Raw genomic sequence first — 13,347 nt, forward strand, 5'->3', positions numbered from 1 at the left:
AGCGCAGCCCCTCATTCCACCTGGATATTGGCGGACTTGACGATCTGCGTGTAGCTCGCCTTTTCCTTTTTCAGGAACTGGGCGAACGTGGCCGGCGTGCCCGAGCCGGGCGTGGCGCCACTGTCCTGCAGGCGCTTGCGCACCTCGGGCATTTTCAGCACCTCGGCCAGTTCGGCGGCCAGGCGGCCGATCACGGGTTCGGGCGTGCGGGCGGGTGCGAACAGGCCGGTCCAGGCCTCCAGGTCGAAGCCCTTCAGATCGGGCGCCTCCGCAAAGCTCATGACCTCGGGAATCACATCGATGCGCTGCGCCGAGGTCACGCCCACGCCTTCCAGTTTTTTCTGCTGCACCAGCGGCGTGGCGCCGGTGGTCATCAGAATGCCCAGATCGACCTGACCGCCCATCACCTCGCTGGTGACCTGGGCCACGCCGCGGTAGGGCACATGCACCAGGCGGATGCGGGCGCGCTCCTGCAGCCGCTCCATGGCCAGGTGCAGCACCGTGCCCACGCCCGGCGTGGCGTAGGTCAACGCGCCGGGCCTCGCGCGGGCCATGCTGATCAGTTCGTTGAGGTTGTGCACCGGCAGGCCAGGGCGGGCCACGATCACCATGGGCGACACCGTGATCAGGCCCACGGGAGCCAGATCACGCTCGGCGTCATAGCGCACGGAGGAGTTCACCAGTTGCGCAATGCTCACCGGCCCGTCAAAGCCCAGCAGCAGCGTGTAGCCATCGGCGTGCGAGCGAGCCACCTTGCTCACGCCCAGCACGCCGCCCGAGGCCGGCACGTTGTCCACCACCACCGACTGGTGCAACCGCGCACCCAGCTTCTCGGCGATCAGCCGCGCCGTGGCGTCCAGGTCGCTGCCCGCGCCAAAGGGCACGATCAGGGTGATGGGCCCGGCTGCCGGCCAAGGCTTGCCCGCGCCCGGCGCGGCATGGGCGGCGTGTGCAGCAGCAAGGGCCACAGCCAGTGAGGCGGCAGCCGATAGCAGGGAGCGGCGGGACAAGGGCATGGGGCTTGGGCATGCGAGGCGCATGCCGGCGAAGGCGGTGCGGGCTGGCAATAGCCTGCAAGGCAGGCACGGCCAGCGCGTGGAAAGCGGGCGATTCTGCCATAGGGCGCAATTTTCCTGCCATGCATATGCCATGAGGCCCTATTTATTGCAATCCGTTTCAACCCTTGTGATTCCGTGTCCTAGGGTTCACGCCTAAGGCGCCGCGCAACGGCCCTGTCCAGAATTGGCGGGCCATGATGCCCTCACCCAGCCAAATCATCGTCTTCGCCACGCCGGCCTTTTTGCTGCTGATCGCGCTGGAATGGGGCGTGAGCCTGTGGCGCGGGCGCAATGCCTACCGGCTGGCCGATGCCGTCAGCTCCATCAGCCTGGGCATGCTCAGCCAGACCAGCGCCGTCTTCACCACGCTGCTGCGCGTGGGGCTGTACACGCTGGCCTTCGAGCACCTGGCGCTATGGCGCAACGATGGTTTCTGGACCAGCATTCCCGGCTGGCTGCTGGCCCTGCTGTTCTACGACTTTTGCTACTACTGGCTGCATCGCATGGGCCACGAGGTGGCCGTGCTCTGGGCAGCCCACGCAGTGCACCACCAGAGCCAGGACTACAACCTGTCGACGGCGCTGCGCCAGACCAGCTCGGGCGCGCTGCTGGGCTGGCTGTTCTACCTGCCCATGGCGCTGGTCGGCGTGCCGCCGCTGGTGTTTGCCATCGTGGGCCTGATCGATCTGCTCTACCAGTTCTGGGTGCACACCGAGCAGGTGCGGCGCCTGGGCTGGTTCGACCGCTGGTTCTGCGCGCCCAGCAACCACCGCGTGCACCACGCCGTCAACGACGCCTACCTGGACAGGAACTACGGCGGCATCCTCATCGTCTGGGACCGCATGTTCGGCACCTTCAAGCCCGAGGACGACAAGGAGCCCTGCGTCTACGGCACGCGCGGCCTGCTGCAAAGCTGGGACCCGCTGTGGGCCAACGCCGTGGTGTACCGGCAACTCATGCACGACAGCTGGCATGCGCGGCGCTGGGGCGACAAGCTGCGCGTCTGGCTCAAGCCGCCCGGATGGCGCCCTGCCGACGTGGCACAGCGCTTTCCCAGGCCGGCCTTCGACCTGGATGCGCACCGCGTGCTCTACGCCCCCGGGATGGAGCGCGGCCTGCGCTGGTTTGCGGGACTGCAGTTCGTGGCGCTGATCGCCGGGGTGTCGCTGTTTCTCTGGCATGCCGACCAGTCCTCGACGGCCCGCAATGCACTGTGGTTTGCCGTGCTGCTGGCCTGCCAGTGGGCGCTGGGCGCGGCCATGCAGGGGCGCATCAGCCTGTGGCTGGCCCTGGCCATCGAGGCCGGCGCCCTGGCCACCGCCACCTGTGCACTGGACATGCTGTCCTGGCACTGGCTGTTCAAGCCGCTGGCCATGGTCTTTGCGCTGATCGCCGTCATGCAGCTGTGGCGCGGCAGCGCGGCCTTCTCGGCACTGGCGAAACCCGCGCGCGGCGCCTGCTGGCTGGCTGCGGCATTGGCGGCATCCCTGGCGGGCGACGTGTTCCTGATGCTGCCCGATCTGTTCATCCCTGGCCTTGCCAGCTTCCTGCTGGCCCACCTGGCCTATATCGTGCTGCTGCGCCAGGATGCACCCTGGTTTGCACACCGGCCCTCGCTGGCCGCCACGCTGGCCCTGGGCGCGGGCATGTATGCCGTGCTCTGGCAGGGCGGGCTGCCCGCCGCGCTGCGCCTGCCCGTGGCCGCCTATGTGCTGGTCATTGCGCTGATGGCGGCGCAGGCCCTGGGCCGCGCGCGGCATCTGGGCGGCAAGGCGGCCTGGCAGGTGGCCATGGGTGCCTGCTTCTTCATGGCCAGCGACTCGCTGCTGGCCATCAACCGATTCGTGCAGCCCTTCGATGGTGCGCAAGCCGGCGTGCTGTCCACCTACTACGCGGCGCAACTGCTGATCGTGCAGGGCTGGCTGGCCCGTGGCGCATCGACATCAGGGTTGACCCGAGGCAGCTCGCAAGGCACAATCGAGGGATCGCATTTTCAGGAGTCCGTCCGTGGACAGTGCCAGTTCAACCAGTGACAAACAGCGCGCCGCAATGGCTTCGCTGCTGGCTGACTGACCGACTCCTGTGATGGGAGCGGCCATGTCGGTCAGCTTCCATCCATTGCTGCGTTTCCCCTTGGATCTTCGCGCCGCCCGGCGCTGCAGTGGCGCTTGGCCTGCATCAGGCGTGCCGCTCCTGCACCGAAGATTCCAATGGCTGTTGGTCACTGACCGCGTGCCCGTGTGGCTGCCATCGAGCAGCGCCCGGCCCACGCTGCTTGACGGCCCTGCCCGCGGCGGTCTTCCTGGTTCGCCAAGGAGAAAGCCATGTCCACACCGTTCGTCCGCCCCGCAATGCAACGCCTGCAGCCTGCCACTGCCGCGCCCTGCCCCGGCGCCACCGGCACGCGCGTGGCAGCCTCCCAGGCAGCAATGCAGGCCAAGGCACAGGCACAGATGCAAGCCCAGGCCCCTTCGGCCATGGAGCACGCCATGCACCTGGACCTGCAGACCCACTGGCCCACGCACCGCATCCGCAGCTTTCTGAGCCTGCAGCCGCGCTGAACGCGCCGCCCGCCTTGTCCGTCCCCTCGTCAGAAAGGAGCGCCTCCATGGACCCCGATCCGAGTCGATCTTGCCCTGACCCCTCCGATACGGTCCGGCCGCACATGACTGCGGCCCTTCCGCCCCATCCCAAGGCCCCGGCCGGGAGACCCACGCACGTCCATTGATGGACAGATGCCGGGCTTCTTCCGCCGCAACGAAAGAAGCCCGCCATGCAACACGCCATCACCGCGCTGCGCACCACGTCCGCAGCCACGCCGGCCGCCACACGCGCCAGCCACACCTCCCGCGCCGGCACCCTGCAGCTGGCCCTGCAAGCCGCCATTGCGGCACGCCATACCGGACAACTGCACGCCCTGCTGCAGCAACACGGCCCCGATCTCTTCGCCCACGCCCTCGTGGCGCTCACGCAGCGCCAGCAGGCCGACGTTCTGTCCCTGCTGGCGGCGCAGGAGCGCGCCGAGGTCTACCGCCACCTGCCTGCCCATGCGCGGCGTCAATGGCTGCAGTCGGCCACCGTGACCCGCCCGCCGCTGCGCCGCCGCCTGCTGTGCGCCTGCCAGCGCAACTGGCACTGGCTGCGCGCCACCCTTCGTTCGAGCCAGGCCTGAGCCGCCAGGGAGGTCACCATGAAAAGCCTCAAGCACCTGTTCCAGGCGTTTCTGCGCAGCCGCCACGCCCTGGGGCTGTTCCGGCGCAATGCCCTGCCCTCGGGCACGGCCGTGCACCACTCGCGCTCGGTATCGCCGACCCTCACGCGCGAGCTGCTGCGCGCCTCGCGCGATGACATCGCCGCCGTGCTGGCGCGCACCGGCTCCAGCGAAGACGGCCTGACCCGCGAGCAGGCCCGCGCCGCGCTCACGCGTCTCGGCCCCAACGAGGTCGAGCACGAAAAGCCGCTGCCCGGCTGGCTGCACCTGTGGTACTGCTACCGCAACCCCTTCAACCTGCTGCTGACGCTGCTGGCCGTGGTCTCCTACGCCACCGAGGACATGAAGGCCACGGTCGTCATCGCCTCCATGGTGCTGCTGTCCACGCTGCTGCGCTTTGTGCAGGAAGGCCGCTCCAACCGCGCCGCCGCACGGCTCAAGGCCATGGTCAGCAGCACGGCCACGGTGCTGCGCCGCAATGGCGGCCCCACGGCTCCCGCAGATGCCGACTCCGCAGACGCCCCGCACAGCGGCTTCGGCCAGCAGGCGCGCCGCTACGAGGTGGCGCTGCGCGAGGTCGTGCCCGGCGATTTCGTGGTGCTGTCGGCCGGGGACATGATCCCTGCCGACTGCCGCGTGCTCAGCGCCAAGGACCTGTTCGTGAGCCAGTCCGCCATGACCGGCGAATCCCTGCCCGTGGAAAAGCGCGCCGACGCCAGTGCATCGAATGGCACCGGCGTGCTGGATGCCAGCAACCTGCTGTTCATGGGCACCAACGTGGTCTCGGGCACGGCGCTGGCCGTGGTGCTGGCCACGGGCAACCGCAGCTACTTCGGCACCATTGCCACGCGGGTGACCTCCAACGACCGTGCGCCCACGGCCTTCGAGACCGGGGTCAACAGCGTCAGCTGGCTGCTGATCCGCTTTGCGGCGGTGATGGTGCCCGTGGTGCTGTTCATCAACGGCTACACCAAGGGCGACTGGGCCGAGGCCTTCCTGTTCGCGCTGTCCGTGGCCGTGGGCCTGACGCCCGAGATGCTGCCCATGATCGTGACCTCCACCCTGGCCAAGGGCGCCGTGGTGCTGTCGCGCCGCAAGGTCGTGGTCAAGCGGCTGGACGCCATCCAGAACTTCGGCGCCATGGACGTGCTGTGCACCGACAAGACCGGCACGCTGACCCAGGACCGCATCGTGCTGGAGCGCCACACCGACGCCTTCGGCCAGCCCTGCGACGAGACGCTGCGCTTCGCCTACCTCAACAGCCACTACCAGACCGGCCTGAAGAACCTGCTGGACCATGCCGTGCTGGAACACGTGGAGCTGCACACCCAGATGCGCCTGGCAGAGGACTACCGCAAGGTCGATGAGATCCCCTTCGACTTCGAGCGCCGCCGCATGTCCGTGGTGGTGGCCGAGCGCAACCACCACCACGAGCTGATCTGCAAGGGCGCGGTCGAAGAGATACTGGGCGCCTGCACCCGGCTGCGCGAAGGCGACGGCACGCGCCCGCTGGACGAGGAGCAGCTGGCCCGCGTGCGCCGCGTGACGCGCGAACTCAACCGCGAGGGCCTGCGCGTGGTCGCCGTGGCCATGAAGGAAGTGCCGCCGCACAAGAGCGACTACGGCGTGGCCGACGAGTCGGAGCTGACCCTGATCGGCTACATCGCCTTCCTGGACCCACCGAAGGAAACCACGGCCGAGGCGCTGGCCGCCCTGGCCGCGCACGGCGTGGCCGTCAAGCTGCTGACCGGCGACAACGAACTGGTGGCCGCCAAGGTCTGCCGCGATGTGGGGCTGCCCGCAGACCACATCATCCTGGGCACGCAGATCGAGCACATGAACGACGAGATGCTGCGCCAGACGGTGGAACGGCACCAGCTGTTCGCCCGGCTCACGCCGCTGCACAAGGAGCGCATCGTGCATGCGCTGCGCGCCAACGGCCACATCACCGGCTTCATGGGCGACGGGATCAACGACGCCCCGGCCCTGCGCGCGGCCGACATCGGCATCAGCGTGGACAGCGCCGTGGACATCGCCAAGGAAGCGGCCGACATCATCCTGCTGGAAAAAAGCCTGATGGTGCTGGAGCAGGGCGTGATCGAGGGCCGGCGCACCTTCAGCAACATGCTGAAGTACATCCGCATGACGGCCAGCTCCAACTTCGGCAACGTGTTCTCGGTGATGGTGGCCTCGGCCTTCATCCCCTTCCTGCCCATGCTGCCGCTTCACCTGCTGGTGCAGAACCTGCTGTACGACCTCTCGCAGATCGCCATCCCCTTCGACAACGTGGACGACGAACTGGTGCGCCAGCCGCTGCGCTGGAACCCGGCCGACCTGGGCCGCTTCATGGTGTTCTTCGGGCCCATCAGCTCGCTGTTCGACATCCTGACCTTCGCGCTGATGTGGTTCGTCTTCGCCGCCAACACGCCCGAGCAGCAGACGCTGTTCCAGTCGGGCTGGTTCGTCATCGGGCTGCTCACGCAGACGCTGATCGTGCACATGATCCGCACGCCCAAGATCCCCTTCCTGCAAAGCCGCCCGTCCTGGCCGCTGCTGCTGGCCACGGCGGCCGTGATGGCGGCCGGCATCTTCCTGCCGATGGGGCCGCTGGCCGGCTACTTCAAGCTGCAGGCGCTGCCGGCGGCCTACTTCCCGTGGATGATTGCCATATTGCTGGGCTACGCTTGCCTGGCCACGCTGCTCAAGCGCGTCTACATCCGCCGCTACGGCTGGCAGTGACGCACCCTTCAACCCATTCACCAGGAAAGCCCGGAACCCCATGCAGGCCCTGCAGAACCTCAACCCCGGCGCCATGCTGGACACCTTCGTCAGCCTGACCACGGCCTTCGTGTTCGGCGCCCTCATCGGCCTGGAGCGCCAGGTGCGCCAGCGCACGGCGGGGCTGCGCACCAACACCCTGGTCGCCGTGGGCGCGGCCGTCTTCGTGGACCTGGCCGTGCGCCTGGGCGGGGCCGAGGGCGCCACGCGCGTGGTGGCCTACGTGGTCTCGGGCGTGGGCTTCCTGGGCGCGGGCGCCATCATGAAGGAAGGGGCCAACATCACCGGGCTGAACACGGCGGCCACGCTGTGGGGCTCGGCCGCCGTGGGCGCCTGCGCGGGCGCCAGCCTGGTGGCCGAGGCCGGCCTGGCCACGCTGTTCGTGCTGGCCAGCAATACCTTGCTGCGCCCCGTGGTCAACCGCATCAACCGCCGCCCGGTGGATGACGAATCCACGGAGTCGACCTACTACGTCTACGCCATCTGCCACCGCGGCGCCCAGGGCGATGTGCGCGAGCAGATGCTGGAGCTGCTGGAGAACGCCAGCTACCCCGTGCGCGGCGTGGAAACCCATGCCTTCGGCCCGCAGGACACGGAGATCGAGGCCATGCTCTACGCCACCTCGGTGGACTCCGACGAGCTGGACCGCGTGATCGCCGCCATCGAGGCCCTGCCCGGCGTGCTGCAGGCCTTCTGGAACGCCGGCACGGAGGAATGAGCCGGCACAGCCCGGCGACGCTCAGGAAGCGTCGTCGCCCGGCACCGGCAACCCGAGATGGCGGTACGCCGCCTGGGTCGCCATGCGCCCGCGCGGCGTGCGCTGCAAAAAGCCCTGCTGGATCAGGTAGGGCTCGATCACGTCCTCGATGGTGCCCGCTTCCTCGCCGATGCTGGCGGCGATGTTGTCCAGGCCCACGGGGCCGCCGTCGAAGCGGTGCACCACGGCCTCCAGCAGCTTGCGGTCCATGATGTCGAAGCCCTGGGGATCGACGTCGAGCATGGCCAGCGCACGGTCGGCCAGCTCGCGCGTGATGCTGCCGTCGCCGCGCACATCGGCGTAATCGCGCACACGGCGCAGCAGGCGGTTGGCAATGCGCGGCGTGCCGCGCGAGCGGCGCGCGATCTCGAAGGCGCCCTCGTCATCGATGGGCGCGCTCAGCAGGCCGGCACTGCGTCGCACGATGCGCGCCAGCTCCTCGGCCGTATAGAACTCCAGCCGCGCCACGATGCCGAAGCGGTCGCGCAGCGGATTGGTCAGCATGCCCGCGCGCGTGGTCGCGCCCACCAGCGTGAACGGCTGCAGGTCCAGCTTGATGGAGCGCGCCGCCGGGCCCTCGCCGATCATGATGTCGATCTGGTAGTCCTCCAGCGCCGGGTAGAGGATTTCCTCGACCACGGGCGACAGGCGGTGGATCTCGTCGATGAACAGCACATCGTTGGCTTCGAGGTTGGTCAGCAGCGCCGCCAGGTCCTTGGGCTTTTCCAGCACGGGGCCGCTGGTCTGGCGCAGGTTCACGCCCAGCTCGGCCGCGATGATGTGCGACAGCGTTGTCTTGCCCAGGCCCGGCGGGCCGAACAGCAGCACATGGTCCAGCGCCTCATTGCGCTTTCGGGCCGCGCCGATGAAGATCTCCAGTTGCTCGCGCGCCTTGGCCTGGCCCACGTACTCCTGCAGCAGCTTGGGGCGCAGCGCCCGCTCCATGGCCTCTTCCCCGCGCGAGACCGGCGCGGCCGAGATCATGCGCGGCTTGTCAGGTGCCTTGTCGGGCGGGAAGCCCCCCTGCCCGAAATCGTCGGTATGGATGCTCATGCGCCGCTCACTTGGCCAGCGCCTTCAGCGCCAGCTTGATGCCCTCGGTCACGCCCACGTCGGGCGGCAGCTTCTTGAGCGCGGCGGCCGCATCCTTGTCGGAATAGCCCAGCGCCATCAGCGCCTGCACGATGTCGTTCTGGTCGTTGTTCACGAACAGCGACTGCGCGCCCGTATCGGCGCCGATCTTGCCCTTGAGCTCCAGCAGCAGGCGCTCGGCCGTCTTCTTGCCGATGCCCGGCACCTTGACCAGGCGGCCCACCTCCTGCAGCGTCACGGCCTGGGCCAGGTCCTCCACGCTCATGCCGCTGAGCACCGACAGCGCCATGCGCGGGCCGATGCCGGTGATCTTGATCAGCTCGCGGAACGCCTGGCGCTCGCTGTGCGTGCCAAAGCCGTACAGAAGCTGCGCATCCTCGCGCACCACGAAGTGCGTCAGCAGGCTGACCTTGGCCCCACTGGCGGGCAGGTTGTAGAAGGTGCTCATGGGCACCTGCACCTCGTAGCCCACCCCGCCGCAGTCCACCAGCACCTCGGGCGGGTTTTTTTCCAGCAGCGTTCCTGTCAATTTGCCTATCATTGGTGTCCTTTGCCGCCCTGGGGGCGGCTTTTCATGCCCGTCCGCAACCGAACGCCGGCCCATTCACAGGGTATGGCACCACGCCCTCGCGCTGGCCGCCGCCCGGAATCTCTGGAATTATCCGCGTGATCCTGCGCCACACCTTCACACCCCACGACAACAACCGGTTGAGCCACGTCTGCGGCCCGGCCGACGCGCACCTGCGCACCATCGAGATCGCAATGGGCGTCAAGATCGCCCACCGCCACGAACAATTCAAGATCGACGGCCCCAAGGCCAAGGCCAACGACGCCCTGGAACTGCTCCAGGCCCTCTACGAGATGGCCGACGACCCCATCCTGGACGATTCGCTGCAGCTCATGCTGGCCGGCGACACCGAACTCATCGAGCAGCCCCAGGACGCCATCCAGCTGTCCACGCGCCGCCCCGACCTGCGCGCGCGCACGGCCAACCAGTCGGCCTACCTGGAGAACATCGCCCGCCACGACATCACCTTCGGCATCGGCCCGGCCGGCACCGGCAAGACCTACCTGGCCGTGGCCTGCGCCGTGGACGCGCTGGAGCGCAGCGCCGTGCAGCGCATCGTGCTCACGCGCCCGGCCGTGGAGGCGGGCGAGCGCCTGGGCTTCCTGCCCGGCGACCTCACGCAGAAGGTCGATCCCTACCTGCGCCCGCTGTACGACGCGCTCTACGACCTCATGGGCTACGAGAAGGTGCAAAAGGCCTTCGAGCGCAATGTGCTGGAGATCGCGCCGCTGGCCTTCATGCGCGGGCGCACGCTGAACAACGCCTTCGTCATCCTGGACGAGGCGCAGAACACCACGCCCGAGCAGATGAAGATGTTCCTCACGCGCATCGGCTTCGGCGCGCGCGCCGTGGTCACGGGCGACGTCAGCCAGATCGACCTGCCCAAGGGCGCCCTGAGCGGCCTGATCGATGCCGAGCGCGTCTTGAAGCGCGTCAAGGGCATCGCCATCAACCACTTCACCAGCGCCGACGTGGTGCGCCACCCGCTGGTGGCCCGCATCGTGGACGCCTACGACGCACGCGGCCAGGCCCCTGCGCGGCGCAGCTCCACCCGCCTTGCCGCCATCTGATCCGTCCGCCGCACAAGACCCAGACGCCCGTCCACGGGCGCCCCACTGCCCACCTCCCATGTCCCTGAACCAACTGCAACTGTCCCTGCAATTCGCGCGCTTTGCCGAGGCGCCGGCCCACCGCGCCGTGCTGTCCCGCAGCAAGGTCACGCGCTGGATACGCCACGCGCTGGCCGTCGATGCCGAGATCACCGTGCGCATCGTCGATGCCGAGGAAGGCCAGCAACTCAACCGCGAGTACCGGCAAAAGGACTACGCCACCAACGTCCTGACCTTCGACTACCAGCAGGAGCCCACGGCCATGGCCGACCTGGTGCTGTGCGCCCCCGTGGTCGAGCGCGAGGCGCGCGAGCAGAACAAGACGCTGGAGGAGCACTACGCCCACCTGCTGGTGCATGGCACGCTGCACGCCCAGGGCTGGGACCACGAAACCAGCGAACAGGACGCCGAGGAAATGGAAGCCTACGAGACCGACATCATGGTCGAGCTGGGCTTTGCCGACCCCTACGCCAGGTAGGCGGCCCGTGCCACAATCGTGCCGGTCGCCGGCCGCATTTCCCGGAAGGCACTTTTGCGCAAAACAGCCCTGACTTTCTGACGCACCGGGGCGACATCCGGTGCCCTCTCCTGCCCCTAAGATCGGCCCTGCCCCAAGCCATCAGAACAAGGGCCCGCAGCCCATCCATGCGGCGCCCCAGGAGGAGACAACACCCATGTGGGACATCGCCCTGCTCATGAGCGCCGCCTTCGTGGCGGGCGCGCTCAATGCCGTCGCCGGAGGCGGCAGCTTCCTCACCCTGCCCGCCCTGGTCTTCACCGGCGTGCCGCCCGTGGCCGCCAACGCCACCGGCACCGTCGCCCTGCTGCCCGGCTACATGGCCGGTGCCTGGGGCTTCCGGCAGGACATGGAGCCGCCGCCCGGCCTGGGCATGCGCGGCGTGATCGTGCTGTCGCTCATCGGCGGCTCTCTGGGCGCGGCCCTGCTGCTGGTCACGCCCGACCACCTGTTCCGCAAGGTCGTCCCCTGGCTGCTGCTGGCCGCCACCGCCATGTTCGCCTTCGCGCCCCAGCTCAGGCGCATGGCGTCGCGCGGAAGCGCCGAGCATGCCGCCCATGCATCTCCCCTGAAGGCCGGCGCCGGCATGCTGGCCGTGGCCATCTACGGCGGCTACTTCAACGGCGGCCTGGGCATCCTGCTGCTGGCCCTGTTCGGCCTGCTGGGCCAGACCAGGCTGCATGCCATGAACGGCATGAAGAACCTGGTCTCCGCCCTGCTCACGGCCATTGCCGTCGCCATCTATGCGGCCGGCGGCGTCGTGCAATGGGAGCAGGCACTGGTCATGATGATCGCCGCCACCGCAGGCGGCTACGGCGGCGCCCGCCTGGCGCGCCGCATCCCGCCCGAATGGCTGCGCGCGGGCATCGTGCTGACGGGGCTGGTGATGGCGGGGGTGTTTTTCTGGAGGCAGTGAGGCCAGAAAGCTACATCTTCGGCACGGCACTCCGCGCTGTCTTTGATACGCGCTTGCCAGTGGATTTCTCCGGCGTCGCCGCGTCCGTGCCTGGCTGAGAGCCGCTGTGTGGCGGGGCCAGGGCTTGCCAGCGCAGAAACGGGGCTGGTTGCCCTGATCGAAACACGCTGCGCCGAACCGGATTGGCCCTGAGCTGCCTGTGCGGTAGCGAACCAGGGCATCCACTGCAGGCCCGGTGGTCTGGCGCTCGTTGCCGCAAGGCCGCTACGTCAGCCGAGCGCGCCAGCCCACCACGACTGTCCAGCGGTGCGCCGCGAGCATCGGTTACTCCGGGCATTCCATCACGGCAAGTGCTTGGCCCTCTGCAATGACATCTCCTTCGGTGACCAAAACCTCCAGCACAGTGCCGCTGCTGGGGGCTCCGACGGAGAACTCCATTTTCATGGACTCCAAAACAAGAACTTCATCGAACGCGTTGACGTGAGAGCCGACCGGCGCAACGATTTTTGCAACGGTGCCGCCGACTTCGGCGAAGAGGGTGTTTTGAAACATGGTGTCTCCTGGCAAATCAGTGGGACGTACTGGAGGGTGCAGAGAGCGTCACGCCAGCGGCAATCAGAGCCTCCCGCAAGCCCTTGACGAAAGAAACTGCCCCAGGCTGGTCGCCGTGTATGCAGAGCGTGTCTGCCTCGATGGGAATTTCGCGCCCCGAGAGTGAACGCACGAAGCCGTCCTGCAGCATGTTCTTCACCTGCGCCACCGATTCATCAAGGCTGGCAATCATTGCCCGCGGGAGCTTTCGCGGCGTGATGGTTCCGTCGTCCTGGTACGTGCGGTCGCCAAACACCTCGCACAACACGCGCAGGCCCACGTCGCGGGCCACGGTGACCGACAGTGTCCCAGCGGGTGCATAGAAGACCAGCGAACTGTCCACGTCCTTCACGGCCCGAGAGATGGCCTCAGCCAACTGCTCGTTCTTGGCAGCCATGTTGTAGAGCGCGCCGTGTGCCTTGACGTGCCGGACGCTTGTGCCAGCAGCTTTCGCGATGGCTTTCAAGGCACCCAGCTGATAGGCCACGGCGTCGTAGACCTCCGCGGGAGACACGACCATCTCGCGCCGGCCAAAGCCTTGCAGGTCGGCAAGGCTTGGGTGGGCCCCCACGGAGACCCCCGAAGCGACCGCCAGACGCACGGTCTTCGCCATGGTGCTGGGGTCGCCAGCGTGGAAGCCACAGGCGACGTTCGCCGAGGTGACGTATTGGAGCAATTGCTCGTCATCGCCGACCTGGTAGACACCGAAGCCTTCGCCCAGGTCGCAATTCAAATCCAGACTTTTCATCG

The 13,347-nt window shown here is 68.0% G+C and carries 13 protein-coding genes; 8 read left to right on the forward strand and 5 right to left on the reverse strand.

Features of this window, described 5'->3' with window-relative positions; translation table 11 throughout:
• Positions 1–11 precede the first annotated feature (11 nt).
• Entirely contained in the window at positions 12–1,016 is a 1,005-nt protein-coding gene (locus ACFPFG_RS14825) for a Bug family tripartite tricarboxylate transporter substrate binding protein (protein WP_380107190.1), read from the reverse strand.
• Positions 1,017–1,255: 239 nt separating this feature from the next.
• Between ACFPFG_RS14825 and ACFPFG_RS14830 the strand changes: the two genes are divergently transcribed.
• From ACFPFG_RS14830 to ACFPFG_RS14850, 5 genes are all read left to right on the forward strand, one after another.
• A complete protein-coding gene (locus ACFPFG_RS14830) occupies positions 1,256–3,091 on the forward strand; it encodes a lysoplasmalogenase family protein (protein ID WP_380110279.1) in 1,836 nt (611 codons plus the stop codon).
• 291 nt (positions 3,092–3,382) lie between these two features.
• The gene (locus ACFPFG_RS14835; RefSeq protein ID WP_012203161.1) at positions 3,383–3,619 is read left to right on the forward strand and encodes a hypothetical protein; all 237 of its coding nucleotides are present in this window, start codon (positions 3,383–3,385) and stop codon (positions 3,617–3,619) included.
• A gap of 212 nt (positions 3,620–3,831) precedes the next feature.
• Positions 3,832–4,230 carry a hypothetical protein gene (locus ACFPFG_RS14840; protein WP_183020109.1) on the forward strand — a complete coding sequence of 133 codons (399 nt, stop codon included), beginning with the start codon at positions 3,832–3,834 and terminating at the stop codon, positions 4,228–4,230.
• A gap of 18 nt (positions 4,231–4,248) precedes the next feature.
• Entirely contained in the window at positions 4,249–7,008 is a 2,760-nt protein-coding gene (mgtA, locus tag ACFPFG_RS14845) for a magnesium-translocating P-type ATPase (RefSeq protein ID WP_380107194.1), read from the forward strand.
• A gap of 40 nt (positions 7,009–7,048) precedes the next feature.
• A complete protein-coding gene (locus ACFPFG_RS14850) occupies positions 7,049–7,765 on the forward strand; it encodes an MgtC/SapB family protein (RefSeq protein ID WP_012203158.1) in 717 nt (238 codons plus the stop codon).
• A 21-nt stretch (positions 7,766–7,786) separates the two neighbouring features.
• On the opposite strand, the gene ruvB is transcribed toward ACFPFG_RS14850, so the two are convergent.
• Complete coding sequence (gene ruvB, locus ACFPFG_RS14855; RefSeq protein ID WP_197953510.1) at positions 7,787–8,857, reverse strand: Holliday junction branch migration DNA helicase RuvB; 1,071 nt, start codon at positions 8,855–8,857, stop codon at positions 7,787–7,789.
• A 7-nt stretch (positions 8,858–8,864) separates the two neighbouring features.
• On the reverse strand, positions 8,865–9,437 hold the full coding sequence (gene ruvA, locus ACFPFG_RS14860; protein ID WP_012203156.1) for a Holliday junction branch migration protein RuvA: 573 nt from the start codon (positions 9,435–9,437) through the stop codon (positions 8,865–8,867).
• Positions 9,438–9,562: 125 nt separating this feature from the next.
• On the opposite strand from ruvA, the gene ACFPFG_RS14865 reads away from it, so the two are divergent.
• The 3 genes from ACFPFG_RS14865 (at position 9,563) to ACFPFG_RS14875 (ending at position 12,006) form a co-directional block, all read left to right on the forward strand.
• Complete coding sequence (locus ACFPFG_RS14865; RefSeq protein ID WP_183020105.1) at positions 9,563–10,534, forward strand: PhoH family protein; 972 nt, start codon at positions 9,563–9,565, stop codon at positions 10,532–10,534.
• A gap of 58 nt (positions 10,535–10,592) precedes the next feature.
• Positions 10,593–11,051 (forward strand): rRNA maturation RNase YbeY, encoded by a 459-nt coding sequence (ybeY, locus tag ACFPFG_RS14870; protein WP_183020104.1) that lies wholly within the window; start codon positions 10,593–10,595, stop codon positions 11,049–11,051.
• A 196-nt stretch (positions 11,052–11,247) separates the two neighbouring features.
• Entirely contained in the window at positions 11,248–12,006 is a 759-nt protein-coding gene (locus ACFPFG_RS14875) for a sulfite exporter TauE/SafE family protein (RefSeq protein WP_012203149.1), read from the forward strand.
• 324 nt (positions 12,007–12,330) lie between these two features.
• Here ACFPFG_RS14875 and ACFPFG_RS14880 read toward each other — a convergent pair whose 3' ends face one another.
• Both ACFPFG_RS14880 and ACFPFG_RS14885 read right to left on the reverse strand, forming a co-directional pair.
• Positions 12,331–12,558: an acyl-CoA carboxylase biotin carboxyl carrier protein subunit gene (locus ACFPFG_RS14880; protein ID WP_183020103.1), complete on the reverse strand. Its 228-nt coding sequence runs from the start codon at positions 12,556–12,558 to the stop codon at positions 12,331–12,333.
• Positions 12,559–12,574: 16 nt separating this feature from the next.
• On the reverse strand, positions 12,575–13,345 hold the full coding sequence (locus tag ACFPFG_RS14885; RefSeq protein ID WP_183020102.1) for a LamB/YcsF family protein: 771 nt from the start codon (positions 13,343–13,345) through the stop codon (positions 12,575–12,577).
• Positions 13,346–13,347: the final 2 nt, after the last annotated feature.

Origin of the sequence: Delftia deserti (assembly GCF_042653485.1) — a bacterium.
GTDB classification, from domain to species: domain Bacteria; phylum Pseudomonadota; class Gammaproteobacteria; order Burkholderiales; family Burkholderiaceae_C; genus Comamonas; species Comamonas acidovorans.